The sequence below is a fragment of the Salipiger pallidus genome, assembly GCF_014643635.1.
Taxonomy (GTDB): Bacteria; Pseudomonadota; Alphaproteobacteria; order Rhodobacterales; family Rhodobacteraceae; genus Salipiger; species Salipiger pallidus.
Genome location: NZ_BMJV01000010.1, coordinates 106440 through 132178, shown reverse-complemented (window position 1 = coordinate 132178; position 25739 = coordinate 106440). Strand labels below are relative to the sequence as shown.

The following is a 25739-nucleotide window of genomic DNA, read 5'->3' as shown; positions in this document are numbered from 1 at the left end:
TCTCAGCTCTCAGCTCTCAGCTCTCAGCTCTCAGCTCTCAGCTCTCAGCTCTCAGCTCTCAGCTCTCAGCTCTCAGCTCTCAGCTCTCAGCTCTCAGCTCTCAGCGAACCGCAGTGCCGCGCCAAGGGCGGGCCTCAGCCCGCCTTGCGCCGGTCCTCCACGATGCCCTCGATCTCGGCGCGGACCTCATCGTTCAGGCTTCCCGAAATGGCGATGGTGGTGCGCCGGTAGAGCAGATCGTCGATACCGCCCACCCGCTCATTGCGCATGATCCATTCCAGCTCCTCGCGGCTGTACTCGGGCAGGCTGCGCAGGGCGCGATCCGGCCCCAGCGCCGGGGCGATGTCCGCCGCGCGGGTGCCGTAACGGGCCAGAAGCACCTCGATGCGCGCATCCGGCAGGCCGGTTTTGCGGGCCAGCTCTGCCACCCAGGCTGGGCGTGCATTCGGCGCTGGATAGTCCTTGCCGCCGCCGATCTGCATATCATGCGTGGCGCGGAGCCGCTCGCGCCCCAGCACCGCCAGCACCTTGTCGGCGGTCTGCTCGGCAAAGCCTCGGAACGTCGTCCACTTGCCGCCGATGAGGCAAAGCACCGGCGCGCCGCCGGGCAGTTCCAGCTCTGCGATGGAATGATCCCGCGTCACCAGTCCGATGTCGCCATCGGCATTGGGCAAGGGGCGCACGCCGCTGAAGCGGTGCCGGATCTGGTCTTCGGTCACGGGAATGCCGGGGAAGATCTCGGACACTACGCCGCGCAGGTAATCGGCCTCCTGCTGCGAACAGACCGCCTTGTCGGGATCGTCGATCTTGATGTCGGTGGACCCGATCATCACCCGGCACATGAACGGATAGACCAGGTTCACCCGCCCGTCCTTGGTGCCGAAATAGACCATGTGGCCATTGAGGGCCTTCAGAAGCGCGGGGTTCTCGACCACCAGGTGCGCGCCCTTGGACCCGCCCATGAGATGGCTCTCGAGGCCAAGCGCCGCATTCACGCTGTCGATCCACGCGCCCCCGGCGTTGATAACGATGCGCGGGCGTACGCTGTTCCTGCGCCCCTCGTGCAGGTAGGTGACGACGCCGCCCTCCTGAGCCTCGACGCTGGCATGGTTGAGGGCGCGCGAGGCAGGGTGCAGTTCCTCGCCATCCAGCAGCAGTTCCAGCCCGAGCCGTTCCGCGTGGCTGATCTGCCCCTCGTAATAAAGGCCCGCGCCGATGACGCCCTCGTCGATGCCCTTCACCGTCGCATCGAGCGCCTGTCGGGACAGCATCCGGTGGTTGGGCATGGCGCGGAAGTTGCGGCCATAGATGTCATACATCGTCAGGCCCAGCCGGGTGATGGCGGAGCCGCGGTCGTTGATGCTCGACTTCATGCGCAGGAAGCGCTTCAGCGCCGGGATCACCCCGCCCATGCGCGAGCGTACCGGCAGGACCGAGGGCAGGGGCCGCACGTAATGCGCGGCGTTTGCCAGCAGGCGGTTGCGCTCTTCGGCGCTTTCGCGGACGAGGCGGAATTCCCCGGTCTCGAGGTACTTCAGCCCGCCATGCATCAGCCGCGACGATGCGGCCGAGGCACCCTGGCAGAAGTCGCCCTTTTCCAGCAGCAGGCAATCCACGCCTTGCGCGCAGAGATCGCGGAAGGTGCCGCAGCCGTTGATGCCGCCGCCAAGGATCAGCACGTCGATGTCCGCGATGTCCTCGTCCGCCTTGGTCTGCGGGTCAGTCGTTGCCTGTGTCTCAGTCATTGTGCACCACCACCTTGATCGCCTCGCCTGCCTCGGCTGTGGCGAGCGCCTCGCCGATTTCGGCCAGAGGGTAGCGGTGGGTGATGAGCGGGCCAAGGTCGAGCTGGCCGCTGGCCACCATGTCGAAGGCGCGGTCGTAATCCTTGCGTGACAGGCCGAAGGCCCCGGTGACGGTCAGCTCGCGGTAGTGGATGGCGTTCACGTCCATCTCGGCGGATTCGCCCTTCGAGAAACCGGCGAAAAGGCTGATGCGCCCGCCAAAGGCCGCAAGGTCCGTGGCCTGCCGCGCCAGCGCGGGCACGCCGATGGCGCAGATCACCACGTCCGCCCCGCGCCCGCCGGTTTCCTCGAGCACCCGCGCGGTGACATCGTCGCTGCGAGGATCGACCACCGCATTGGCCCCCGCGGCAAGCGCCGCATCGCGCCGGTGCTGGTTGGGGTCGCTCACGATGATTCGCGCCGCTCCGCGCAGGCGGGCGAGGTAGGTGTGCAAGAGCCCAATGGGCCCCGCGCCCAGAATAACCACCGTGTCGGCGCTGCTGACCCCAACCTTGTTCTGGCCGTTCAGCACGCAGGACAGCGGTTCCACCAGCGCGGCCTCGTCATAGCTCATGTGGTCTGGCAGGTGGCGAAGGTTGCCCGCGCGAACCGCCTGGGCAGGAATGCGGATCGCCTCGGCGAAGGCGCCGTCGATCTCGTAGCCGACGGCGGTGCCGCTGGTGCAGAGGTTCTCGTGCCCGGTCTTGCACAGGTGGCATTCCCCACAGGCGATGAAGGGGCAAAGGCCCACGCGGTCGCCGGCCTTCAGCCCTTCGTGGCCGCCGCCGTCAATCACCTCACCGGCGAATTCATGGCCCAGAACCGAAGGATAGCGCACCCCGGCAGTCTTCTTGCCGCGATAGATGCGGATGTCGGTGCCGCAGATCGTGGCGGCCTTCACCCGGATCAGCACGTCGCCCGGCGACACCACCGGGGCGACGATGTCGTCGAGCGAGATTTCATTCGGAGCGGTCAGGACAGCAGCTTTCACGATCGTCTTCCGTTTCTTACAAATGTTCACCAACTGATAACATGGTGCGATGAAATTCACCTAAAGATTTCTTTTAGACCTGTGATTATGAGTGATTTCAATGTGGAGGCACATGTCCTGCATGAACTTTTGCACATGCAGCATATCAAAAGTATTGACTTGGATCGGATGTTCATCCCATCGTTACGAAAGGCTTAACGGGAGGAGGCCACCATGACATTCGATTACGTGTCCGCGGGATTCTACACCTTTGACTGCCTTGGCTGGCCGTTCTCGGAGGTGCCCGAAGGAGGCGGCACCAACCTGCTGAACGAGATCGCCATGGCGGTATCCGGCGCTGCGGGCACCGGCGCCATCGTGGGTGCCAAGCTGGGGCTGAAGACCGCCGCCGTGGGCGGGCTGGGCCAAGACATGATGGGCGACTGGGTGCGCCACCGTCTTGGCAGCTTCGGCATCGACCAGACCGACCTCGTGGATTGCCCCGGCGTGCCGACCTCGAGCACCATCGTGCTGACCCGGCAGGACGGCTCGCGCCCCGCGCTGCACGTGAAGGGCGCGACCGGCGCCTATGTGGTGGACGAAAGCCGTTTTGACGCGGTGACCGACACCAAGGTGTTCCACCTCGGCGGTGTCGGCCTGATGGATGCCATGGACGGCGAGCGCAACGCCGCCCTCATGGCTCACGCGAAAAAGCGTGGCGCGATCACCACCGTGGATGTTTTCGCCGGCTCGTCCGACGATCTGCCGGACGTGAAGGCCGTGCTGCCCCACACCGACTACTTCATCCCCTCGATCGAGGAGGCGGAGGCACTGAGCGGCCTCAAGGACAAGGCGCAGATGGCGCAGTTCTTCCTCGATCTCGGGGCGCAAGCTTGCGTGTTCACCTTGGGCGAACACGGAGCCTATTACCACCACCGCGACGGCACCATCCTCGAGGTGCCCGCCTTCGGCATCGATGTGAAATGCACCTGCGGCTGCGGCGATGCATTCAACGCGGGTTTCGCGGTGGGGCTGCTCAAGGGCATGAGCCTCGAGGACACCATGCGCTTTGCCCAAGGCTGCTCGGCGCTCAACGCCACGGGCCTCGGAAGCCAGGCAGGGGTCGTGGATTACGACCAGGTTCTGCGTTTCACGCAGACCCAGCCGGTGCTGCGCCCCGCGGCCTGACCGAACCGAATACCCCGGCGGAGGAGGCCGGAGGGAAACGCCCGGGCGGAGTGACCCGCCCGGCGACATGAAACGGGAGGAGACCCACATGAAAACCACACTCAAGACCGGCCTCATGGCCGCTGCCGCCGCGATCCTGCCCCTCAGCGCCATGGCGCAGGATCAGGCCGATCTCATCACCCCGGTCGAGGACGAGCTGACCTTCGTCTTCGTGCCCAAGGTGATCCACCCCTGGTACGACGTGGTGGCCGAAGGCGCCGCCTATGCCGCCGAGGAATTTGCCAAGAAGGGCATCGAGATCGAGGTGATCTGGGACCAGCCCCCGCAGGCGGACGTGGTCGACCAGAACCAGCGCATCGAGGCCAACATCGGCCGCCAGCCGGACGGGCTTGCGGTGGCCTGTCTCGACCAGGCGACCAACGTGCAGCTGATGGGCGAGGCCAAGGAGGCGGGGATCAACGTGACCTCGTTCAACTCCTACTGCGCTGACGATTTCCAGTTCATCGGGCCGAAAAGCTCCAAGCAGGACGGCTATGATCTGGGCGAGCATCTGGCCGAGATCCTTGGCGGCGAAGGCAAGATCGCGATCCTGTCGGGCAGCCTGACCGCGTCGGACCACGTGCAGCGGATCGAGGGCTTCAAGGAAGCGCTGGCCGAACACGAGGGCATGGAGATCGTCTTTGAACAGCCCGATGACGATATCCTCGAGAAGGCGGTGGAGCTGACCGAAAGCGTGCTGGCCGCGCACCCGGATCTTGACGGCATCTTCGGCTCGAACGCGTCGAACCCCATCGGGGCGGCACGCGCGGTCGAGAACGCCGGCAAGGCGGGCGAGGTGCATATCGTCGGCATGGACGATCTGCCCGAGGCGGTGGATTTCGTCTGCTCGGGCGTCATCGACGCGCTGAAAGCGCAGCGCCAGTGGGACATGGGCTACTGGGCCGTGACCTACATGGTCGCCATGAACGAAAACCACACGGTGCCGATGTTCCACGACACCGGCTCGCGCCTTCTGACGGCGGACGACTGCGAATAACCTTTCCTCCCGGCCCGGCTGCCGTCCCCGTGGCAGCCGGGCTTGCTCCTCTCCGGACCCATTTTCGGGTCCGGAGCTTTTGACAGAGGCAGGACCGATGACCAGCCAGACCCCCGTCTTCGAGGCACGCTCCGTGTCGAAATCCTTTGGCCCCGTGGTGGCGCTGACCGATGTGTCGGTGTCGCTTTATGCTGGCGAGGTGCATTCGATCATCGGCGAGAACGGCGCCGGGAAATCGACCCTGATGAACCTCATCTGCGGCAAGCTCGCCCCCACCTCGGGGCAGCTTTACGTGGACGGCCAGCCGGTGCGCTTCGGCACGCCCAAGGACGCGCAGGCCCATGGCATCGCCATCGCGCCGCAGGAAATCAATCTCGTGCCCAACCTGACCGTGGCCGAGAACATCATGCTGGGCGCCCATGCGGGCAACGTGGCTGCCATCGACTGGCGCCGCACCCGCTCCGAGGCCGCCCGCCACCTGCACCAGGTGGACCACACCATCGATCCTTCAATGCGCGTGCGCGAGCTGTCCAAGGCGCAGCAGCAGCTGGTGCAGATCGCCCGCGCCGCCGCCACCGAGGCGCGCATCCTCATCTTCGACGAGCCCACGGCGACTCTCACCTACCGCGAGGAAGAGACGCTTCTGGCCTATATCGAGACGCTGGCGCAGGAGGGCCGGTCGGCCTTCTACATCTCGCACCGGCTCGACGAGGTGCGGCGCCTGTCGCACCGCATCACCGCCCTGCGCGACGGCGCCCATGTTGGCGAGTTGACCCCCGAGCAGGCCACCCGCGAGGCCATGGTGACGCTGATGGCGGGCCGTCCTCCCAAGGCGGGCGCGCAGCCCATCCGCGATATCACCACGCGCGAGACGGTTCTCGAAGTGCAGGGCCTGAGTCGCGACCATGAATTCGAGGACGTCAGTTTCAACCTGCGCAAGGGCGAGATCCTCGGGGTGTCGGGTCTTGTGGGCTCGGGGCGGACCGAGATGGCCAAGTGCATCTTCGGCGCGACCAAGGCCGACAAGGGCGGGCTGACCTTCCGGGGCGAAAAGACGGTGTTCAAATCCCCGCTCGAGGCGATTCAGGCCGGGCTGATCTACCTGCCCGAAGAGCGCAAGCAAGAAGGCATCTTCCCGCTTCTGTCGATCGCAGAGAACACCGCCCTGCCGACGCTGGAACGCTTCGGCGGTCTTCTTCACATCCGCAACCGCGAGATGATCGCCGAGGTCGAGGATCTGGCCAAGCGCATGAAGGCCAAGTTCAATTCGCTGACCGACCCGATCACCAGCCTGTCGGGGGGCAACCAGCAGAAGTTCATCATCGCCCGCTGGCTGATGCGCGACGCGCATGTGCTCATCATGGATGAGCCGACCCGCGGCATCGACGTCAACGCCAAGTTCGAGATCCAGGCGGTGCTGCGCAAGCTGACCGAGGAGCGCGGCCTGTCGATCATCGTGATCTCGTCCGAGATGGAGGAACTGCTCGACGTCGCCGACCGCATCCTCGTGATGCACGAGGGCCGGGTGAAGGGCGTCGTCGACCGCGCCGAGACCACGCAGGAAGGGCTGCTTCAGCTGGCCATGACCTGAGCTGACGCGCGCCACCCAAGACATAACGGGGAGGAGACCCGAGCATGGAACGTACCATGGATACCGCCGAGATGACCGACACGCCAAACATCCGGACACGCCGCAAGAAGACGCTGGTTCAGCGCTTCTGGGCGTGGGAGGCCAGCGGCGTGCTCGTCGCGCTGGCGGTGCTGTTCACCCTGCTGGCCTTTGCCACCGACAACTTCCTGTCGGCCTATAACGTGTCCGTGGTGATGCGGCAGGCGGCCTTCGTGGGCCTCGTGGCGCTGGGGCAGACGCTGGTGCTTCTGGTGGGCGGGATCGACCTTTCGGTCGGCGCGGCGGCAGGGCTGTCGTCCATCGTGGGCGCGCTGGCGCTGACGCAATGGGGCATCCACCCTTACCTCGTCATCCCCTTCACCATGGCCTTCGGCTTCTTTCTCGGGGCGGTGAACGGTTTCTTCGTCGCGGGGCTGAGGCTCAATCCCTTCATCGTAACGCTGGCCACGTGGGAGATCTTTGCGGGCCTCACGCTGGTCATCACCAAGGGCTACCCGATCCGGCCCCTGGGCGAGCAATTCCAGATCTTCGGCAAGGGTGAGATCCTCGGCCTGCCGGTGCCGGTGGTGATCTTCTTCGCCACGGCGATCGTGCTGATGTGGATGCTCAGCCAGACCCGGTTTGGCCGCAACATCTTTGCGGTGGGCGGCAACCGCGATGCGGCGATCCTTGCGGGCATCCGAGCCAACCGGGTGGAGTTCCTTGCCTTCGGTCTGGCGGGGATGCTGTCGGCACTGGCAGGCATCCTGTTCGCAAGCCGCATGGATGCGGGCCAGCCCTCGGTGGGCGAAGGCTGGCTGATGGGGGCGATCACCGCCGCGATCCTTGGCGGCACCTCGCTGCGCGGCGGGCAGGGGTCCATCGTGGGCACGGTGCTGGGCGCGCTGCTGCTGGCGGTGCTGGCCAACGGCACGGTGCTGATGAACGTGTCGGGCTTCTGGCAGCGGGTCATCGTCGGCGGTGTTGTCCTTGTGGCCATCCTTGTCGACCTTCTGCGCCGCAGGGGCTGACCCGTGGCCCAGGGCTCTGCTATGACCGAAGGGGAGGGGGCGCCGCACGGGCGCCCCTTGCCGCAAAGGACCATGCGCATGGCAGAGACCGACGTCGCAGAAGACCTCAAGACCCGCATCGCGTGGCTGTATTATTCCGAAGGCATGACGCAGGACGAGGTGGCGCAGGCGGTGGGCCTGACGCGGGCCAAGGTGCTTCGCATCCTCGCCAACGCAAGGCAGGACGGCAGCGTGCAGATCCGCGTCACCACAAAGCTGTCGGGCTGTGTCGCGCTGGAGCGCGAGCTGGAACGGCTCTGGGGTCTCGAGCGTGCCATCGTGGTTCCGACGCCCACGAAGGACCGCAGTGCGCTCAACTCCATCATCGGGCGCGAGTTGGCCTATTACCTCAACGGTGCGGTGCGGCCCGACATGTCCATCGGTCTTGGCTGGGGATCCACGCTGGTGAGCGGCGTGCCCTATATCGAACAGCGCGGGGCCAACGGGCTCAAGGTGATCTCGCTCCTGGGCGGGCTGACGCGGGTGGCCCGCGTGAACCCGTCGGAATACGCATGGCGGGTGGCGGACAAGTTGTCGGCGGAGTGCTTTCTCATGGCTGGGCCGGTCTTCGCCCCCGATGCCACCACCCGCGATGCGCTCATGGCCCACGGCGGCATCCGCGAGCTGTCGGAGCGGGCGCAGGCGCTCGACATGGCGATCCTGTCGCTGGGCGATCTGACCCCGCATTCCATCTTTGCCCAGTACGGGCTGCTGACCCAAGGCGAGATCACCTCTCTGGAAAAGGCGGGGGCGGTGGGGGACGTGCTCTGCCGGTTCGTCGATGCCGAGGGGCAGATCGTCGACCATCCGGTGAACGACCGGGTGTTCGCCGTCGATCCGCATGATCTGGCGAAATGCCGCAAGCTGGTCTTCGCCTCGGGCGGATGGCACAAGTACACGATCATCCGCGCCGCCATGCTGATGCTGACCCCATCCGTTCTCGTCACCGACGAAGAGGTCGCCGCGCGGCTCTGCGCCGACCGCCGCTAGGCACAACCTCACTTTCTTTCACGAGATCGGGAACCTGTGTGAGCACCGGGGTGTTCCGTCTGGAAAGCCAATTTTTCCAGAACCATTCATCACGGTACCAAACAGGGCAGAGCGGTTGCGGCGCATTTTCCTTCTTGGCCTTCCGCTTGTCCTCGGGGCTTGCGAGGGCAGACACAACTGGCTTGCCTCCGGCGGGGCCGAGGCGATCCGGGTGGAACAGCTGTTCTGGGTTCTCGTGGTCGGCGCTGCCGTCATCTGGACCCTCGTCATCGGCGCGGCGGTCTATGCCCACCGCCGGCAGGTGGACCCAAGCCTTGAGAAACAGGCTCGGCAGTTCATCATCTGGGGCGGCGCGGTCATTCCCACTGTCGTGGTCTGCGCCCTGCTGGTCTGGGGCCTTGTCATCCTGCGCGACATCACCACCAAGGAGGGCGACCTGACCGTCCGCGTCGACGGTGAGCGCTGGTGGTGGCGGGTGATCTACGAAAGCCCCGAGGGCGACGTCGTCACCGCCAACGAAATCCGCCTGCCCGTGGACAACACCGCGCTCTTCAAGCTCACCGCCGATGACGTGATCCACAGCTTTTGGGTGCCCGCGCTGGGGGGCAAGATGGACATGATCCCCGGACGCGAAACCGAGCTGACCCTCACGCCCGTGGAAACTGGCAGCTGGGGCGGGCTCTGTGCCGAATTCTGCGGCGGGGCCCACGCGCTGATGCGCTTCGATGCCATCGTCATGGAAGAGGCCGCCTTCAACGACTGGCTCGCGCACGAGGCGTCGCCTGCCGAGGTGGCGCAGGATGACGCGGGCCTTGGCGTTTTCCTCGACGAAGGCTGCGGCGCCTGCCACACCATCCGCGGCACCGAAGCCGTCGGCCCCGTTGGCCCGGACCTCACCCACCTTGCCAGCCGCGAACGGCTGGGCGCGGGGATCTATGACATGACGCCGGATAACATGGCGGCTTGGATCACCGACACGCACGAGATGAAGCCCGACATCGACATGCCCCCCTATCCGAACCTCGATGGCGCGCGGCTGGATCAGCTTGTCGCCTTCCTCATGAGCCTGGACTGAGCCACATGACGCAAGAGATCGACCTGTCGAAGCTGCCCCCGCCCGAGCCCTACGACAAGGCCCGCGACGAGGCGCAGCGCGAACGGCTGATGGCCACATGGGCCAAGCCCGTCGGCTGGCGGCACATCTCGGCGGTCAACAACAGCTACGTGGGCAAGTGGTACCTGCTGACCTCGTTTGCGTTCTTCACCTTCGCCGGCATCCTCGCGCTGCTGATCCGGGCGCAGCTGGCGGTGCCGAACAACGAGCTGTTCAGCCAGAGCCTTTATAACCAGCTTTTCAGCCTGCACGGCACGGCGATGATGTTCCTCTTCGCGGTGCCGATCTTCGAGGCGGTGGCGATCCTTGTCCTGCCCGAGATCCTCGGGGCGCGCGACCTGCCGTTCCCGCGCCTGTCGGCCTTCGGCTACTGGTGCTTCATCATCGGGGGCGTCTTCGTCTGCGGGTCGATCTTCTTCGGGGTGGCACCCGATGGCGGCTGGTTCATGTACACGCCGCTATCGTCCAACACCGACTACAGCGGCCTTGGCGCGGACATCTGGCTTCTGGGCCTGTCATTCATCGAGGTGTCCTCGATCGCCGCCGCCGTGGAACTCATCGTCGGCGTGCTGAAATGCCGCCCGCCGGGAATGCGCCTCAACCTCATGCCGCTGTATTGCTGGTACGTGCTGGTGGTGGCGGGGATGATCCTCTTTGCCTTCCCGCCGCTGATCGCCGGGGACCTGCTGCTCGAGATGGAGCGCGCCTTCGGCTGGGCCTTCTTCGACGTGGACCGGGGCGGCGATCCGCTGCTGTGGCAGCACCTGTTCTGGATCTTCGGCCACCCGGAGGTCTACATCATCTTCCTGCCGTCCATCGCCCTCATCGCCACCATGCTGCCCACCTTCGCGGGCCGTCCCATGGTGGGCCATAGCTGGATCGTGCTGAGCGCGGTCGGCGTGGCGTTCCTCAGCTTTGGGCTTTGGGTGCACCACATGTTCACCACTGGGCTGCCGGAAATCTCGCTGAGCTTCTTCTCGGCGGCGTCCGAGGCGGTGGCGGTGCCAACGGGCATCCAGATCTTCTGCTTCATCGCCACCATGCTCGTGTCGAAAGTGCGCGCCTCGGTGCCGATGCTGTTCGCGGGCGGCGCGCTGGCGATCTTCGTCTTCGGCGGGCTCACCGGCGTGATGGTGGCGCTGGTGCCCTTCGACTGGCAGGCGCATGACAGCTACTTCGTCGTGGCGCACATGCATTACACGCTGATCGGCGGCATGCTCTTCCCGCTGTTTGCGGGTATCCACTACTGGTATCCCTTCGTCACGCAAAAGGCGATGAGCGACAAGCTTGGCCGCTGGTCCTTCTGGCTGATGTTCGGCGGCTTCAACGTGGCCTTCCTGCCGATGCACTGGACCGGCGTCATGGGCATGCCGCGCCGGGTCTGGACCTATGATCTGACCGACGGCTGGGCGGTGCTCAACATGGTGTCCACCATCGGGGCCTTCGTCTTCGCGGCGGGCTTTGCGGTGCTGGCGGTCAACGTTCTCTGGCCGCGCGGCAAGGCCCCTTACGTCAAGCGCAACCACTGGCGCGCGGGGACCATGGAATGGGCCGCCGAGGTGCCGGACAAGCCGTGGGGCGTGCGCTCCATCCCCTACATCCACACCCGCTATCCCCTGTGGGAACAGCCCGAGGTGGTGGACGAGATCGACCGCGGCGAATGGTTCCTGCCCGACGCCGAGGAAGGCAAGCGCGAGCTGATCGTCACCGACATCCTCGACGCGCGGCCCCTTTACGTGCAGCGGGTGGGCGGGCCGACGTTCCTGACCATCGGATCGGCGGTGTGCCTTGGCGCGGTGTTCATCCTTGCCACCTTCCACCTGTGGACGCTGACGCTGATGTTCGGGGCGGGGTTCATCGCATTCACCCTCTGGTGGCTCTGGACCGGCACGTCCGAGATCCCCGAGAACCCCACCAAGTACGCGGGCCGGGGCCTTACCCTGCCGACCTACGCACAGGGCAACCGGTCTCCGGGCTGGTGGGCGGTGTTCATCACCATGACCGGCGACATGACCGCCTTCATGGGGCTGGTGTTCAGCTACTTCTTCTACTGGACCGCCTTGCCGGACTTCTTCCCCACCGCAGACAAGCTGCCGTCCTTCGGCTGGCTGCTGATCGGCACCGCGCTCTTGCTGGCCAGCTGGCTGATGTGCGTCGCCGCGCGCAAGCTGCTGGGGCAGGGCGGACGCGGCCGGGCGATGGTCCTGCTGGCAGGCGCTCTGCCGGTGGGCGGCCTTGGCATCGGGGCCTGGGCGTGGTCGGCGTATACCAAGGGCCTTGATCCCACGGTGCACAGCTTCGACGCCATGGTGTGGATGCTGATCCTGTGGCTGTTCCTGCACCTGCTGCTGAGCTGGCTCATGCATCTTTACGTTGCGGCCCGCATCTGGCGCGGCATCTGCACGCCGGACTACCGCGCGGACATGATGAACCTCACGCTGTTCACCCACTTCCTTGCCCTCACGGCGGTGGTGATCTTTGCCCTGCTGGCCCTGTTCCCGATCCTCATGGGGGTAAGTTGATGATGGGGGTGTACTGATGCGCTATGAATCCGACAAACAGCCCGGCCCCTATGGCCCGCCCGGAGATGCGCCGCGCCTCATCGGGCAGGGGTCCATCTGGATCATGGCGGCGGCCCCCACGATCTGGGCGGTGCATTTCGTGGCAAGCTACGTGCTGGCCGCGGTCTGGTGCGCCAAGATCGGCGCCTCGCTGGTCACCCCTGCGTGGATCATCGCCGCCATGGGGCTGGTCTGCGCGGCGCTTATCGTGTGGCTCGGGGTCATCGCGGTGCGGCGCTACGGCGGGGTCTTCGTGATCTTTGAAGAGATCACCGAAAGCTCCGAACGGGGGCGGGACCGGTTCATCGGCCATGTCTCGCTGCTGCTGTGCATCCTGTCGGTGGTGGCCATCGGCTTTACCGTGATCCCCGGCCTGATCCTCGGCTCATGCTGACCCGCCGCGTCCTTGCCCTTGCCCTTCTGGCGGCACTCTGGCTGGGGCCCCTGCCGGTGCTCGCCACGGGATCCATGGTGCTGCACATGGTGCTGCATCTGGGGGTCACGCTGGCGGTGCCGCTGCTCTGGGGGCCGCGCATCGCACTGCCCGCCGGGGCCATGGCCCTGACGCTGGGGGCGGTTGCGGAAATGGTGGTGGTCTGGGGCTGGCACCTGCCGGGGCCGCACCTCTGGGCGCGCTTCACCACCATGGGCTTCGCGCTGGAACAGCTAAGCTTTCTCGGCGCGGGGATGGCGCTCTGGGCGACGGTACGCGGGGCGGGTGGCTTTGGCGGGGGGATCGTGCTGCTGGCGACGACCATGCACATGACCCTTCTGGGCGCGCTCATCGGCCTGTCGCCGCGCGACCTCTACGGCGGCATCTGCGCCGGGCACCTGGGCCTCACGGCGCTGCAGGAACAGCAGGTGGCCGGGGCGCTCATGGCGGGCGGCGGCGGCGCCATCTACCTTGTTGCGGCGCTGTCGCGCCTCGGCTCGGCACTGAAACTCGAGGAGACGCGGGCATGACGCGCTGGAAACGCATGACAGGCTGGAAGCTCTGGGCGGGTGGCGCATTGGCTGCGCTGGTGATCGGGGGCAACGCCTTCTACTGGCTGGGGGTCTACAACATCGCCGCCAGCAAGCCGCACCTGCCGGGCGTGGGCGTGGTGCTGCACCAGTACCTGCGCAACGTCGTCACCACCCGCGGCTGGGGCGTCGAGGTGCCCGAGCATGTGAACCTCGACGACGAGGGCCTCATCCGCCTTGGCGCGGGGCATTTCGCCACCGGCTGCATGACCTGCCACGGCGCGCCCGGCATCCCGCGCAACCCGGTGGTGCAGGGGATGCAGCCCGCGCCGCCGATGCTGTCGGGGGACTACGACGCGCCGGAATACTGGTGGATCGCGCGCCACGGCTTCAAGTACACCGGCATGCCCAGCTGGCCGGGCGAAGGCCGAGACGACGAGCCATGGGCGCTTGCCGCATTCCTGTCGCGCTACGAGACCTTTGACCGCGCCGCCTTCGAGGATGCGGCCTTCGGCGGTGCCTACAACAGCGCCGGAGTGCGGTTCGGCGGGCTGCCGGGAGCCATCGCGCCCGATCAGGGCTGCGCCCGCTGCCATGGCGAGGACGGGCAAGGCCGGGACGGCACCGCGCCGCGCCTTGCGGGGCAATCGGCGGAATGGCTGCGGGCGGTGCTTGAGGCCTATGCCGAGGGTCACCGCGAGAGTGGGTTCATGGAGCCCCTTGCCGCGCCGCTGTCCGAGGACACCCGCATCGGCATCGCTGCGCGCTATTCGCAAATGGAGCCCCTGTGGCAAGGCACGCCCCTGCCCATGGGCAACGCCGAGCGCGGCGCGGAACTGGCGCAGCGGGGCGATGAGCACGCGGACCTTGCGAGCTGTGCCTCCTGCCACGAGGGCGGCGGCGACGACGGCCTTGCCCCCCGGCGCGACGACACCCCGAGGATTGCCGGGCAGGACGGCTACTGGATCTACAACTGGCTCAAGATGTACCGCGACGGCCCGGTGCCCACCACGCCCCGCGCGCACCTGATGGAGGCCGCGGCAAAGCCCCTTACCGACGAGGACATCGCCGACATCGCCGCCTATTACGCCCGCCTGCGTCCCATGATCGAGACCCGCTGACGCCTGTTTTCCGGGCAGCGGGTCGCGGACCACTCCGCTGCCCGCAGGCTGACTTTGCACAGCCCTTGCTCCGCTGCACCCATCAATGTATACATTGGGGAATACATGCCGGGACAATCAGTGGGAGTGACAAGGCCTTGGACAACCAGATGAACGGCGCCGAAGCCATGGTGCGCATGCTCGAAGCCCATGGCGTTCGCCATATCTTCGGCCTTTGCGGCGACACCACGCTGCCCTTCTACGATGCCATGCACCTGCTCGATCACAAGATCGACCACGTGCTGACCCGCGACGAACGCTCGGCCACCTACATGGCTGACGCCTATTCCCGCGTCACTAGCCGCCCCGGCGTCTGCGAGGGGCCCTCAGGGGGTGGCGCCACCTACATCTTGCCGGGGCTCATCGAGGCCTCGGAAAGCTCCTACGCGGTGCTCGGGATCACCTCGGACATCTCCGTGGGTTCTTATGGCAAATACCCCCTGACCGAGGTCGACCAAGACGCGCTCATGCGCCCGCTGACCAAGTGGAACACCGTGATAAAGCAGGCCGCGCATATCCCGCGCATGGTCCGCACCGCTTTCCGCGCCATGACCACCGGGCGCTCGGGCGCGGCGCATCTGGGGCTGCCCTACGACATCCAGTACGACAGCGTTGACCCCTCGGACATCTGGGCCGACCCGCAGCTTGCCAGTTACCCCGCCTACCGCACCGGGCCCGAAGCCGCCGCGGTCGAGGCCGCCGTCGACGCCATCCTGTCGGCCAAACAGCCGCTCATCGTTTGCGGTGGCGGCGTGGTAATCTCGGGTGCCATGGCGGAACTCGACCGCATCGCGACGCGGCTTGATATCGCTGTGGCCAGTTCGATCTCGGGTCAGGGCTCGCTTGCCGATACGCACCCCAACGCGCTCGGTGTGGTGGGCTCGAACGGCGGCACTGACCAGACCTGGGAGATGATGGAGGCCGCGGACCTCGTGATCTTCATGGGCTGCCGCGCCGGATCGACCACCACCGCCCGGTGGGAAGCGCCGAGCATCGGCACCCGCATCGTGCATTTCGACAGTGATCCCATGGTGATCGGGGCGAACCTGCCCACGGAAGTGGGCGTCGTGGGGGATCTGCGCCTGTCGCTGGGGATGGTGAATGCCGAACTCGATCGTCGCGCACAGGGCCTTTCGACCTTCGGCGGGGCGGCTGCGGTGGCCGACATCAAGCGCCGCAAATTCGAGATCTTCGACCGCATCGCCGCTGATGGAAACGCCCCGATCCGCCCCGAGCGGGTGATTTCGGACCTCATGAAGGTGCTGCCGCCCGATGCCACGGTGGTGTCCGACCCCGGCACCTCCTGCCCCTACTATTCCGCCTATTACAGCCAGCAACTGGCGGGGCGGTATTTCATCACCAACCGTGCGCACGGGGCGCTTGGCTATTCGCTCTCGGCGTCGCTTGGGGCGTGGTACGGGAGGCCCTCGTCCAAGGTCGTGGCACTGATGGGCGACGGATCTTTCGGGTTCACGGTGGGCGAGCTGGAAACCGTCTGCCGCAGCCGGGCCAACATCACCTTCGTGGTGTTCTCGAACTCGAACTTCGGCTGGATCAAGGCAAGCCAGATGGCCGACAAGGGCTCGCGCTATTACAACGTCGATTTCAACCGCGTCGATCAGGCGGCGGTGGCTGCGGCCTACGGCGTGAAATCGTGGCGGGTCGAGGATCCCGCGCAGCTCGAGGGCGTGCTGCGCGAGGCGGTGGCCCATGATGGCCCGACTCTGGTGGACGTGGTCTGCCAGCCGCTCGAGGAAGCCAACGCGCCGGTGCGCCGGTGGATGGGCTAAGCCCGAACCGGCCCGGCCCCGGCGAGATCACGCTGGATCACACCGGGCATTTCGTGGCCGACCCCGGAGCCGCCGAGCAGCGCCTGCGCAGTCTCGGGTTCACCGTCACGCCGCGCTCGGTGCAGGTGCGCCCGGACCCCAAAACCGGCATTTCCGGCCCGACGGGGACCGGCAACATCTGCGTCATGCTGGAGGAGGGCTACCTCGAGATCCTCTTTCACACCGCCGACACCGACATCGGGCGCGAATTCTCTGCGGCCCTGTCGCGGCGTGCGGGGCTGCACCTTGTTGCCTTCGGCGTGGCCGATGCCGAAACCCGCCATGCGGAGCTTGAGGCGAGCGGCTTGCCCATGCGCCCGCTGGTGAGGTTTTCGCGCAAGGTCGGGACGCTGGATGCGCGGTTCACCGTGGCCCGCGTTGCGGCGGGCGAGATGCCCGAGGGCCGCGTCCAGACCCTCACCCATCACGATGTCGCTGCCATGTGGCAGCCGCAATGGACGCGGCATGACAACGGCGCCATGGCCCTGCGCAGCCTGATCCTGTCCTCTCCCGACCCGGTCGGGACCGCCCGCCGTTTCGAAGCGATCATCGGTCGCAGCGCGTCGCCTCGGGGCGATGGCCTGCAGCTTTCGCTGGATGTCGGAACGCTCGAGATCCTGCCCGAGGCGCAGGCCACCGCGCTGCTGGGCGAGGCAGTCGCGCCGGGGGTGTCCTGCCTTGCGGGGCTGCGCATCGCGGTGGCGGATCCCGGGCGGTTCATCGGCCTGCCCGGTGCGCGGAAGGTCGGCACGGCGGTGGCGCTGCCCTTCGGAGCCGCGCTGGGGCCGGGGGCGTTCCTGTTCGAGCCAGCCCGAAGCTGACCTGCCCCATGCCCTTGCTGCCCGGCAGGGCAGTGGATCCGGGGGCGATCGTCCCGAACGTCATGCTACGGCGCACGGCCCGCAGCACGCGATCTTCCCCAGGTCGGCGCCGGCCATGGCACCTCCTTCAGGGCAGCGCCATGGCCTGCGATATCAGGCCTCGGCCCCCTGCCGTGGCAGCAGACCGGCGGCAAGAGCGGTGACGAAGCCCTCGACCTCAGCCCGTGCGGCCTCGCGGGACTTCTTGGCCCGCAGCAACTTGCCGAGGTCCGAGCCACGCTCGGACGCGGTCTGCGCCAGCAGCATCAGCGCGATCTCTCGCAGGCGGTGCTGCACCGCCTCGGTTTCGTCCGGTGTGAGACCGGCAGGCGCGGGCAGGGGGGCCTCGGCGATCATCTCGCGCAGCAGCTCGCCATGCTTGGACGCGGCTGCCAGCGTGAGGCACAGATCGACCGCGCCCGCCAGCTCGTCGCGGAACAGCGCGGTGGCCACCTGTGCGCTCTGTTCGTTGAAGCCGGACTGGCGGATCAGCGTCACCTCGTCGCGCGCGGGATCGTGGCGCACGGTTAGCCCGTCCAGCGCCACCTCTGCGGGCTGAGGATCCCCAAGGCTGTGGCGGATGTCATTGGCTTCGGAGAACAGCACCAGCTGTTGCAGATCGCCCGGCGTCAGGTCGCAGGACAGACGGCGGATGCCGGCGCCGCCGCCACGGGTGGTAAGGGTCAGACGGCCACTGCCGTCGTCATGCGAGTCGAGGAGGAAGATCTTGGAGCCCATGGCAGGGGAGTTAGATCCCGCCCCGCTCCTTAGCAAGATGCCGCGCGCGCCATCGGCGGCAAGCCACTTGCCCTGACGCGGCGCTAATCCCCCTCGCCCAGCAGATACGCGGCTAGATCGTCGAACGGCGCGCCCAGCCTTCCCTGCTTTAGCTCGGTCCGCGCCCGGGCCAGCCACGCGCCGGTGGTGGCGGGGACGTCCTGCAGGGCCTCGAACAGGTGAACGCGGGACACCGGACAGAGCATGCCGCGCGCCTCGCTGTCCTCGACGGCGTAATCGAGGGCCAGCTCGACCAGCGCCAACAGGTCCGCGCCGGAATAGCCCGGAGTGGCCTCTGCTATCGGCGCGAGGTCAAGGCCGGGCGCAGTGGGATGAGCTCCGAGCAGGCGTTGCAGCATGAACTCCCGCGCACCCATGTCAGGCGGCGGGACAAAGATCTCTCGGTTGAACCGGCCCGCCTGCCAGAAGGCCCCATCGATGGACCATGGGGCGTTGGTGGCGGCCAGCAGAAGAACGCCACCCGCACCGTCCCCAAGGCTGTCGATCGCTGCCAGAAGGGTCGACACCGTCCCGTCGACGGACCGGGGGGCTTGCATCCGGTCATGGTGGGCCAGCCCCTCGAACTGGTCGAGGAAGATCGCCGTAGGCTCTTCCGTGCCTGCATCAGCAAAGAGCCGTACGATGTGGTCCCGCGCCGCCCCGGCAGAAGCCCGGTTGTCTTCGGTGCTTGTCCGCAGTCCGGCCCCGCATTCCGCCGCCAGCGCCTGCGCCAGCGTGGTCTTGCCGCAGCCCGGAGGGCCATAGATCAGGACACCGCCCTCTGGCGCGGGCGGGTGGCCGTCCTGGGCCGCATCCCGGAACGGTCCGACGATTTCTCGCCGCAACCGGGTTTTCAGGGATGCCGGTGCGGCGACATCGGCAAGTCCGGCAACCGGGTGGCTATCGGCGGGCTCATCGGCTCCGGGGGCGTCCCCCTGTGCAAGGCCGGGAGGCAACGCGGGGAACAGGGGGTAGACGTTGTCACCGTCGCTTGGCACCTGCGAAGGTGCCCAGTGGGCGGCCCCGTAGGCATCGTCGGCCGCCAGCAGGATCTTGGACACGCGGTCACGGATCTGGTTGGAATAGCCCTCCTTGGGGACACCGTCGAAGGCGGCGCGGATGATTTGGCTGTCACGGCAACGGCCCACGAGGGTGAGGTAGGCGGTCATGAGCGCCTCGGCCTCGGGGGCCGCAAGCACCATGGTCTTCAGCTCCTTGAGATCATCCGGCAAGGGGGGGCGCTGGGGCATTGAGGTGCTCCGGGTTAACGGTTGCTGAACTCGAACCATTTGCCTTGAAGTAGCTAAGATTAGGGCACCTCTGTGATGGTTTAAGGTTGTTGGGGCGGCGCTTTCACGACGATCCGCCCCCCCGGGCCTGCCGCCGAGCGACGGTTGACGACCTTCGCGCGCCATGCGACGGATGAGACACAAGCGACAGGGGCGCGCGGTGATCGGCCGGGCTGAGACGGACCCTTTGAACCTGAACCGGGTCATGCCGGCGGAGGGAGGCGCGGCATGGCAAGGGACCGCCCCCACGCCCCGCTCGTCTGTCCCGGCTGTCCCGTACGGAGGAGACCGAGATGATCGATGCAGGCCACCACCTGGAACAGATGCGCACGACCGCGCCGCTGGTGCAGAACATCACCAATTACGTGGCGATGAACGTCATGGCGAATGTCATGCTGGCCGCCGGGGCGTCTCCCGCCATGGTCCACGCCCGCGAGGAGGCCGCCGAGTTCGCGGGCCTTGCGCAGGCGCTGACGATCAATATCGGCACCGTGTCCCCGCCCTGGGCCGAGGCGATGGAGCAGGCCGCAAGCGCTGCCTCGGGCGCAGGCAAGCCATGGGTGCTGGACCCGGTGGCGGTAGGTGCGACGGCGTACCGCCGGGATCTCGGCCAGCGGCTTCTGGCGCTCAGGCCCACGGTGATCCGGGGCAACGCGTCCGAGATCCTCGCGCTGGCGGGGCAGGGGGCCGCGGGCAAAGGCGCCGATGCCGCTGACGAGGTGGCCGCAGCCGAGGACGCCGCGCGCAGCCTTGCCTGCGACACCGGTGCGGTGGTCGCCGTGACCGGCGAGGTCGATTTCGTCACCGATGGCAGTCGCGCCGCACGGGTGTCCAACGGCCATGCGATGATGCCGCGCGTCACGGTGCTGGGCTGTTCGCTGACCGGCATCGTCGCCGCCTTCGCCGTTGGGCAGGATGCCTTCGACGCCACCGTCGCGGCGCTGGCCTATTACGGCATCGCGGGCGAAGAGGCCGGGGGCGCGGCGTTCGGGCCGGGCTCGTTCCAGCCGGCGTTCCTCGATGCGCTCTACATGCTGGGCGCGGACGAGGTCACCGCCCGTGCGAGGATCTCCGAGGCATGAGCATCCCTCCGATCTGTTTCGTCACCGATGCGGGGGCGTCCGAACCGGTGACCGCACAGGCCATCGCTGCCGCGACCGGTGGGGCGGGCTGGGTGCAACTGCGTGACAAGACCATGCCCGACAGTGACTTCGCAGAGCTCGCGCGGGTGCTGATGCAGCGTCTGGCGCCATTGGGCGCTCAACTGGTCATCAATGACCGGGTCGACGTGGCCATCGCGGTCGGCGCGCCGGTGCTGCATGTCGGACAGGGCGACGGCGATCCCGCCGCGATCCGCGCCCGCATCGGCCCGGACATGGTTCTGGGCCTGTCGGTCGAGGAGGCCTCGCAGTTGCCCCACGTGCCCGCAGGAGTGGATTACCTCGGGGTGGGGCCGGTTTATGCCACGGTGTCGAAGGCCGACCACGCCGCGCCCATCGGCCATGACGGCTTTGCCGCCATCGCCCGCGCCACGGCGCTGCCCTGCCTTGCCATCGGTGGTATCACCGCCCGCGACGCCGCGCCGATCCGCGCGGCGGGCGGGGCCGGCCTTGCCGTGGTGTCGGCCATTTCGCGCGCGGCGGACATGGAGGCCGCCACCCGCACCCTCGTCACCGCATGGAGCAACGCATGATCCCCAACATCCTGACAATCGCCGGCTCTGACCCGTCGGGCGGCGCGGGCATTCAGGCCGACATCAAGGCGATCTCGGCCAATGGCGGCTATGCCATGAGCGTGCTCACCGCGCTGACCGCGCAGAACACCCGTGGCGTCAGCGCCGTGCGCCTCGTGGATGTCGATATGATCGCGGCACAGGCCGCCGCCATCCGCGAGGACATCGAGATCCACGCGGTCAAGATCGGCATGCTGGGTGATGCCGAGGTCATTGCCTGCGTGACGGACGCGCTCAAGGGGCTGGAGTGTCCCGTGGTGCTTGATCCCGTGATGGTCGCCAAGGGCGGAGACCGGCTGCTGGCCGCCGCCGCCGTCGCGGCGCTGCGCGACCATGCCCTGCCGCGCGCCAGCATCATCACCCCGAACCTGCCCGAGGCGGCGGACCTGCTGGGCCAGCCCGAGGCCACGGACCGCGAGACCATGCGCGCGCAGGCGCAGGCACTGCTGGCGCTCGGGCCGGGGGCGGTGCTGCTCAAGGGCGGCCACCTTGGCGGCGAGACCAGCGAGGATCTTCTGGTGACCACCGAAGACGAGCTCTGGCTGCCCGGTCCGCGCCACGCCACGCGCAACACGCACGGCACCGGCTGCACCCTGTCCTCGGCGCTGGCCACGCAGCTGGGCCATGGGCTGTCGCTGCCCGAGGCCTGCACCGCCGCCAAGACCTATATCGCCGGGGCCATTGCCGCCGCCGACAGGCTGTCGGTGGGCGCGGGCCATGGCCCGGTGCACCATTTCCATGCGTTCGAGAAAGCCCTCTCATGAGGGTCACCAGCGGCCTTGCCGCGTAGCTGCTGACACGAATGGCCGTTCCGAAGGCCTGTCACCGCCCTGGCTTGACCACACCCACCGAGACGCCCCAGGTGGTGGGTCCGTGGGCCGAGATTCAACAGATGTCCATGGGCCGAGGCCCGACCTGCCACCCACAAGTATCGCGGTCTCTGTCTGATGTGAGAAGGCAGGTCCAGGAAACCGGGCCACCGGACGGTACATCATGCTCAGCTTGCTACGCTGACGTAATAGAGATCGCCGAATGCCACGGTTTTTGGAATGTAAACGCCGAAGAGCCCCTTCACCGGCCAGATCTCACAGGCGCGGAGGACGCCATCTTCGCGGACAGTCACTCCTGAAAAGAAACAGAAATGCCCCCGGCCCGTTAGCGGGCCAGGGGCTTTGAGTTGCTGGCGAGCGAAGCTTAGCCCAGGACCGAGGCGACGGCCTTTGCGGTCTTGCCGGCAACTTCATCCGCTTCCTCGCGGGTCATGCAGAAGGGCGGGGCGAAGCCAAGGATGTCGCCCTGCGGCATGGCGCGCCCGATGACGCCGTGTTCCAGCAGCGCGGCAGCCACCCGGGGGCCGACCTTTTCCGAGGCGTCGAAGAAGGTGCGGTTGTCGCGATCGGCCACGAATTCCACGGCGGCCATGAGGCCTTCGCCCCGGATCTCGCCGACCTTGGCGTGATTCCCGAGCGCGTCCTTCAGAGCGTTCTGGAAATAGGCCCCGGTGTCACCCGCCGCCTGCACGAGGTTCAGCTCGTCAATCAGCTTGAGGTTGGCCACGCCCGCCGCGGCCCCGATGGGGTGCGCCGAATAGGTCCAGCCGTGGCCGATTGGGCCATTCTCATCGGTGCCCTTTTCGAGCACCTTCCACATCTTCTCGCCGACGATGGAACCGGACAGGGGCGCATAGGCGGAGGTGAGGCCCTTGGCGATGGTGATAAGGTCCGGCTTCAGCCCGTAGTGATCCGAACCCATCATGGTACCAAGACGGCCAAAGCCGGTGACGACCTCGTCGACGATCAGCAGGATGTCATGCTCTTTCAGCACCGCCTGCATCTTGTCCCAGTAGCCTGCGGGCGGGGGCACGATGCCGCCAGTGCCCAGCACCGGCTCGCCGATGAAGGCGGCGATGGTGTCGGCGCCCTCACGTTCGATCAGCGCCTCAAGCTCGGCGACGCAGTGGTCGGTGAACTGCTCTTCGCTGAGGTCGAGATCATCGCGGCGGTAGTAGTAAGGCGCCTCGGTGTGGATCACCTGCGCCAGCGGCAGGTCGAACTTCTTGTGGAAGAGCTCGAGCCCGGTCAGCGAGCCGGTCATCAGGCCCGACCCGTGATAGCCGCGCCAGCGCGAGATGATCTTCTTCTTCTCGGGGCGGCCGAGGATGTTGTTGTAGTACCAGACCAGCTTGATGTTGGTCTCGTTCGCGTCCGAGCCGCTTTGGCCGAAGTAGACCTTGCTCATGCCCTCCGGCGCGCGGTCGAGCACCATCTGCGCCAGGGTGATGGAAGCCTCGGTGCCGTGGCCGACATAGGCGTGGTAATAGGCCAGCTCGCGCGCCTGTTCGGCGATCGCATCGGCGATGTCGGTGCGCCCGTAGCCGACGTTGACGCAGTAGAGACCGGCGAAGGCATCGAGCAGGCGGGTGCCGTCACGGTCCTCGATGTGGCAGCCCTGACCGGTGCGGATCACCCGTTGGGGCGCGTTGCCACGGGCGAATTCGGCCAAATGGGTTGAGGGGTGGAAGAAGCTGTCGCGGTCCCACTTCTCGAGCATGTCATTGCGAAGCATATGTCTTGTTCCTTTCTCGCGGCAGGGGGCTCAGCCCCAGTCGCGGCAGACGTATTTGATATCGGTGAAGGCCTCGAGCCCCTGGCGGGCGCCTTCCCGGCCAAGGCCGGATTGCTTGGTGCCGCCGAAGGGGATCGGCGCGCCGGTGACCTTGGTGCGGTTGACCGCGACCATGCCGAACTGAAGCGCGCGGGTCATGCGGTAGATCCGGCGTGGGTCAAGGCTGTGGACATAGGCCACAAGGCCGTATTCCGTGGCGTTGGCGCGGGCGATCACCTCGTCTTCGGTATCGAAGGGGGTGATGGGGGCGACCGGGCCGAAGTTCTCCTCGGACATGATCGCCGCCTCGTCGGTAACATCTGCCAGCACGGTCGGCTGGAAGAACAGGGGGCCGAGCGGGTCGACGTTGCCGCCGACAAGGATCTTCGCGCCCTTGGCGACGGCGTCGGCCACCTGCTGCTTCTGCTTGGCGATGGCGCGTTCGTGGATCAGCGGTCCGATATCGGGATCGTCCGCGCCCTTGCCCATGGTCAGGGCTTTTACAGCGTCAGCGAACTTTTCGCAGAACTGGTCGTAGACATCGCGGTGCACGTAGAACCGGTTGGCGCCAAGGCAGTCCTGCCCGGAGGTGGCGAACTTGGCCTTCACCGCCTCGGACACCGCGCGGTCAAGGTCCGCCGACGGGAAGACGATGAACGGTGCGTGACCACCAAGTTCCAGCACCAGCCGCTTGATGGTGTCCGCCGACTGGCGGTAAAGCAGCCGCCCCACCTCGGTCGAGCCGGTGAAGGACAGCGCGCGGACGCGGGCATCGCCGGTCCATTCCCCGACGATGGTGGCAGCGTCCCCGACGATGGTGCTCATGACGCCCTCGGGAAAACCTGCGCGGGCGGCAAGCTCGGCCAGCGCCAGCGCCGACAGGGGCGTTTCCGCCGAAGGATGGATGACACAGGTGCAGCCGGCGGCGAGCGCGGCGGCGGCCTTGCGGGTGATCATGGCGCAGGGGAAGTTCCACGGTGTGATCAGTGCGGCGACCCCCACGGGTTCGCGCCACAGCTCCATCTCGGCGTCGTCGAGATGCGATGTGACGCCCTCAATGTTCGGGCGCAGCGCCTCTTCAGCGTAGAACTGCACGAAGCTCGCGGCGTAATCGATTTCGCCCCGCGCTTCCGAGATCGGCTTGCCCTGTTCAGCCACCATGATGCGGGCGAGATCTTCCTTCGCGTCCATGATGAGATCGTGCCAGCGGTGCAGGATCTCGGCTCGCTTTTGCGGCAGCATGGTGGACCATGTGGCAAAAGCCGTATGTGCGGCATCGACGGCATCTCGCGCGCCCTTGGCATCACTGAGCGACACCTGTGCCACCAGCTCGCCCGTGGCGGGGTCGCGCACCGCAAGGCGGCCCGCACCTGCAAAGTCGCCCGCGTCACGCAGCAGGCTTGCGTCGGTGAGCCAGGCAGTCAGTCCGTTTGGCATATGAGTCATGGCAGGGACTCCTTTCACCATGAAAGTCCCATGCCCCGGCCAGAGGCTTTGCCTGACCTTACCGCCACCCGCAGAGGATTTCTCTGTTCACAGGGCATTCGGCAGAGGGTTTTGCTAGCGCAGCAAACCCAGCGCGGGGGCGTCGGCCTTGACTGGCTTGGTCACGATGTAGCTGTAATACCGCCGCACCCCGGCGCGGCTTTCCAACAGGCCGTCCATTAGATCCTGAAAGGCGACGACATCCTTGCAGACCACCTGCATGAGGTAATCGTAGCCACCGCCGATGGCCCAGCACGATGTCACCTGATCCATGCGGGCGATGGTGCGCTCGAAGGTCTGGAAGCTTTCCGCTTTGTGGCTTTCCAGCTCGACCGTGACGAAGACCTGAACATGCGGTCCAAGGGCGGCAAGGTCGATCTCGGCCCGGTATCCGACGATCAGCCCTGCCTTTTCCAACCGCTTCATCCGGTCCCAGCAGGGGGTCGGCGACAGGTTCACCCGCGCCGCCAACTCGGTTTTGGCGATGCGGCCCTCACGGCTGAGGGTGGCAAGAATGGCGATATCGCGATCGTCGAGGCGGGTCTGCATCCCTTGCTTGTTGTGGCACCGTGCAGGTTTGTCAATCTGCTCTGCTGTGCCTCGGGGATGGCGTTTGACGGATTTTAAGGTGCCTTGTGCAAGGCTGGCACGTCACAAGGCTTTACCCGGGGCGCAAGACCAGCCAGATCTTTGGATGTGGGCCTCCGCACCATTTGCG

Annotated in this window: 22 protein-coding genes and 1 riboswitch; of the genes, 15 read left to right on the top strand and 7 right to left on the bottom strand. The window is 66.8% G+C overall.

Annotation, left to right across the window (positions count from 1 at the left end; genetic code table 11):
- Positions 1 to 134: 134 nt before the first annotated feature.
- Positions 135 to 1745: a glycerol-3-phosphate dehydrogenase/oxidase gene (locus tag IEX41_RS19285; protein ID WP_188791953.1), complete on the bottom strand. Its 1611-nt coding sequence runs from the start codon at positions 1743 to 1745 to the stop codon at positions 135 to 137.
- Positions 1738 to 2775, bottom strand: coding sequence for a zinc-dependent dehydrogenase (locus IEX41_RS19280; RefSeq protein ID WP_188791952.1), 1038 nt, complete (start codon positions 2773 to 2775; stop codon positions 1738 to 1740). The genes IEX41_RS19285 and IEX41_RS19280 overlap by 8 nt, the downstream gene beginning before the upstream one ends.
- Before the next feature lie 213 nt (positions 2776 to 2988).
- On the opposite strand from IEX41_RS19280, the gene IEX41_RS19275 reads away from it, so the two are divergent.
- The 12 genes from IEX41_RS19275 to IEX41_RS19220 all read left to right on the top strand — a co-directional run bounded on the left by IEX41_RS19275 (position 2989) and on the right by IEX41_RS19220 (position 17095).
- Entirely contained in the window at positions 2989 to 3942 is a 954-nt protein-coding gene (locus IEX41_RS19275; RefSeq protein ID WP_188791951.1) for a carbohydrate kinase family protein, read from the top strand.
- Positions 3943 to 4030: 88 nt separating this feature from the next.
- Positions 4031 to 4978: a substrate-binding domain-containing protein gene (locus IEX41_RS19270; protein WP_188791950.1), complete on the top strand. Its 948-nt coding sequence runs from the start codon at positions 4031 to 4033 to the stop codon at positions 4976 to 4978.
- A 97-nt stretch (positions 4979 to 5075) separates the two neighbouring features.
- Entirely contained in the window at positions 5076 to 6569 is a 1494-nt protein-coding gene (locus IEX41_RS19265; protein ID WP_188791949.1) for a sugar ABC transporter ATP-binding protein, read from the top strand.
- 44 nt (positions 6570 to 6613) lie between these two features.
- Positions 6614 to 7618 carry an ABC transporter permease gene (locus IEX41_RS19260; RefSeq protein WP_229673378.1) on the top strand — a complete coding sequence of 335 codons (1005 nt, stop codon included), beginning with the start codon at positions 6614 to 6616 and terminating at the stop codon, positions 7616 to 7618.
- A 78-nt stretch (positions 7619 to 7696) separates the two neighbouring features.
- Positions 7697 to 8647, top strand: a complete 951-nt coding sequence (locus IEX41_RS19255) for a sugar-binding transcriptional regulator (protein ID WP_188791948.1) — start codon at positions 7697 to 7699, stop codon at positions 8645 to 8647.
- A 115-nt stretch (positions 8648 to 8762) separates the two neighbouring features.
- Entirely contained in the window at positions 8763 to 9722 is a 960-nt protein-coding gene (gene coxB / locus IEX41_RS19250) for a cytochrome c oxidase subunit II (RefSeq protein WP_188791947.1), read from the top strand.
- Positions 9723 to 9727: 5 nt separating this feature from the next.
- Positions 9728 to 12283, top strand: a complete 2556-nt coding sequence (locus IEX41_RS19245; protein ID WP_188791946.1) for a cbb3-type cytochrome c oxidase subunit I — start codon at positions 9728 to 9730, stop codon at positions 12281 to 12283.
- 16 nt (positions 12284 to 12299) lie between these two features.
- Positions 12300 to 12716, top strand: a complete 417-nt coding sequence (locus IEX41_RS19240; protein ID WP_188791945.1) for a hypothetical protein — start codon at positions 12300 to 12302, stop codon at positions 12714 to 12716.
- Complete coding sequence (locus IEX41_RS19235; RefSeq protein ID WP_188791944.1) at positions 12710 to 13285, top strand: cytochrome c oxidase assembly protein; 576 nt, start codon at positions 12710 to 12712, stop codon at positions 13283 to 13285. Before IEX41_RS19240 ends, IEX41_RS19235 begins: the two co-directional genes overlap by 7 nt.
- Positions 13282 to 14406 carry a c-type cytochrome gene (locus IEX41_RS19230; protein ID WP_229673376.1) on the top strand — a complete coding sequence of 375 codons (1125 nt, stop codon included), beginning with the start codon at positions 13282 to 13284 and terminating at the stop codon, positions 14404 to 14406. The genes IEX41_RS19235 and IEX41_RS19230 overlap by 4 nt, the downstream gene beginning before the upstream one ends.
- Before the next feature lie 137 nt (positions 14407 to 14543).
- Positions 14544 to 16235, top strand: a complete 1692-nt coding sequence (locus tag IEX41_RS19225) for a thiamine pyrophosphate-binding protein (protein WP_188791943.1) — start codon at positions 14544 to 14546, stop codon at positions 16233 to 16235.
- A complete protein-coding gene (locus IEX41_RS19220) occupies positions 16223 to 17095 on the top strand; it encodes a VOC family protein (protein WP_188791942.1) in 873 nt (290 codons plus the stop codon). The genes IEX41_RS19225 and IEX41_RS19220 overlap by 13 nt, the downstream gene beginning before the upstream one ends.
- A 153-nt stretch (positions 17096 to 17248) precedes the next feature.
- Here the strand turns inward: IEX41_RS19220 and IEX41_RS19215 are convergent, their stop codons facing one another.
- A complete protein-coding gene (locus IEX41_RS19215) occupies positions 17249 to 17872 on the bottom strand; it encodes a hypothetical protein (RefSeq protein ID WP_188791941.1) in 624 nt (207 codons plus the stop codon).
- An 83-nt stretch (positions 17873 to 17955) separates the two neighbouring features.
- Positions 17956 to 19161, bottom strand: a complete 1206-nt coding sequence (locus IEX41_RS19210) for an AAA family ATPase (RefSeq protein ID WP_188791940.1) — start codon at positions 19159 to 19161, stop codon at positions 17956 to 17958.
- Positions 19162 to 19339: 178 nt separating this feature from the next.
- A riboswitch (TPP riboswitch) is annotated at positions 19340 to 19437 on the top strand.
- A 56-nt stretch (positions 19438 to 19493) separates the two neighbouring features.
- Here IEX41_RS19210 and thiM point away from each other — a divergent pair.
- From thiM to thiD, 3 genes are read left to right on the top strand one after another with little or no spacing between them, the layout of a single operon-like run.
- Positions 19494 to 20282, top strand: coding sequence for a hydroxyethylthiazole kinase (gene thiM, locus IEX41_RS19205; protein ID WP_188791939.1), 789 nt, complete (start codon positions 19494 to 19496; stop codon positions 20280 to 20282).
- A complete protein-coding gene (gene thiE / locus IEX41_RS19200) occupies positions 20279 to 20893 on the top strand; it encodes a thiamine phosphate synthase (RefSeq protein ID WP_188791938.1) in 615 nt (204 codons plus the stop codon). The genes thiM and thiE overlap by 4 nt, the downstream gene beginning before the upstream one ends.
- A complete protein-coding gene (gene thiD / locus IEX41_RS19195) occupies positions 20890 to 21696 on the top strand; it encodes a bifunctional hydroxymethylpyrimidine kinase/phosphomethylpyrimidine kinase (RefSeq protein ID WP_188791937.1) in 807 nt (268 codons plus the stop codon). Before thiE ends, thiD begins: the two co-directional genes overlap by 4 nt.
- 430 nt (positions 21697 to 22126) lie before the next feature.
- On the opposite strand, the gene IEX41_RS19190 is transcribed toward thiD, so the two are convergent.
- The 3 genes from IEX41_RS19190 to IEX41_RS19180 all read right to left on the bottom strand — a co-directional run bounded on the left by IEX41_RS19190 (position 22127) and on the right by IEX41_RS19180 (position 25570).
- Positions 22127 to 23497 (bottom strand): aspartate aminotransferase family protein, encoded by a 1371-nt coding sequence (locus IEX41_RS19190; protein WP_188791936.1) that lies wholly within the window; start codon positions 23495 to 23497, stop codon positions 22127 to 22129.
- A gap of 30 nt (positions 23498 to 23527) precedes the next feature.
- Entirely contained in the window at positions 23528 to 24982 is a 1455-nt protein-coding gene (locus tag IEX41_RS19185) for an NAD-dependent succinate-semialdehyde dehydrogenase (protein WP_188791935.1), read from the bottom strand.
- A 114-nt stretch (positions 24983 to 25096) separates the two neighbouring features.
- The gene (locus tag IEX41_RS19180) at positions 25097 to 25570 is read right to left on the bottom strand and encodes an Lrp/AsnC family transcriptional regulator (protein ID WP_188791934.1); all 474 of its coding nucleotides are present in this window, start codon (positions 25568 to 25570) and stop codon (positions 25097 to 25099) included.
- Between the last annotated feature and the right edge of the window lie 169 nt (positions 25571 to 25739).

Excerpts from the sequence above, each read along its gene's own strand:
- IEX41_RS19285 (WP_188791953.1), bottom strand. The coding sequence starts at position 1,745 with ATGACTGAGACACAGGCAACGACTGACCCGCAGACCAAGGCGGACGAG.
- IEX41_RS19275 (WP_188791951.1), top strand. The coding sequence starts at position 2,989 with ATGACATTCGATTACGTGTCCGCGGGATTCTACACCTTTGACTGCCTT.
- IEX41_RS19270 (WP_188791950.1), top strand. The coding sequence starts at position 4,031 with ATGAAAACCACACTCAAGACCGGCCTCATGGCCGCTGCCGCCGCGATC.
- IEX41_RS19265 (WP_188791949.1), top strand. The coding sequence starts at position 5,076 with ATGACCAGCCAGACCCCCGTCTTCGAGGCACGCTCCGTGTCGAAATCC.
- IEX41_RS19260 (WP_229673378.1), top strand. The coding sequence starts at position 6,614 with ATGGAACGTACCATGGATACCGCCGAGATGACCGACACGCCAAACATC.
- IEX41_RS19255 (WP_188791948.1), top strand. The coding sequence starts at position 7,697 with ATGGCAGAGACCGACGTCGCAGAAGACCTCAAGACCCGCATCGCGTGG.
- IEX41_RS19245 (WP_188791946.1), top strand. The coding sequence starts at position 9,728 with ATGACGCAAGAGATCGACCTGTCGAAGCTGCCCCCGCCCGAGCCCTAC.
- IEX41_RS19240 (WP_188791945.1), top strand. The coding sequence starts at position 12,300 with ATGCGCTATGAATCCGACAAACAGCCCGGCCCCTATGGCCCGCCCGGA.
- IEX41_RS19235 (WP_188791944.1), top strand. The coding sequence starts at position 12,710 with ATGCTGACCCGCCGCGTCCTTGCCCTTGCCCTTCTGGCGGCACTCTGG.
- IEX41_RS19230 (WP_229673376.1), top strand. The coding sequence starts at position 13,282 with ATGACGCGCTGGAAACGCATGACAGGCTGGAAGCTCTGGGCGGGTGGC.
- IEX41_RS19215 (WP_188791941.1), bottom strand. The coding sequence starts at position 17,872 with ATGGGCTCCAAGATCTTCCTCCTCGACTCGCATGACGACGGCAGTGGC.
- IEX41_RS19210 (WP_188791940.1), bottom strand. The coding sequence starts at position 19,161 with ATGCCCCAGCGCCCCCCCTTGCCGGATGATCTCAAGGAGCTGAAGACC.
- thiM (WP_188791939.1), top strand. The coding sequence starts at position 19,494 with ATGATCGATGCAGGCCACCACCTGGAACAGATGCGCACGACCGCGCCG.
- thiE (WP_188791938.1), top strand. The coding sequence starts at position 20,279 with ATGAGCATCCCTCCGATCTGTTTCGTCACCGATGCGGGGGCGTCCGAA.
- thiD (WP_188791937.1), top strand. The coding sequence starts at position 20,890 with ATGATCCCCAACATCCTGACAATCGCCGGCTCTGACCCGTCGGGCGGC.
- IEX41_RS19190 (WP_188791936.1), bottom strand. The coding sequence starts at position 23,497 with ATGCTTCGCAATGACATGCTCGAGAAGTGGGACCGCGACAGCTTCTTC.
- IEX41_RS19185 (WP_188791935.1), bottom strand. The coding sequence starts at position 24,982 with ATGACTCATATGCCAAACGGACTGACTGCCTGGCTCACCGACGCAAGC.
- IEX41_RS19180 (WP_188791934.1), bottom strand. The coding sequence starts at position 25,570 with ATGCAGACCCGCCTCGACGATCGCGATATCGCCATTCTTGCCACCCTC.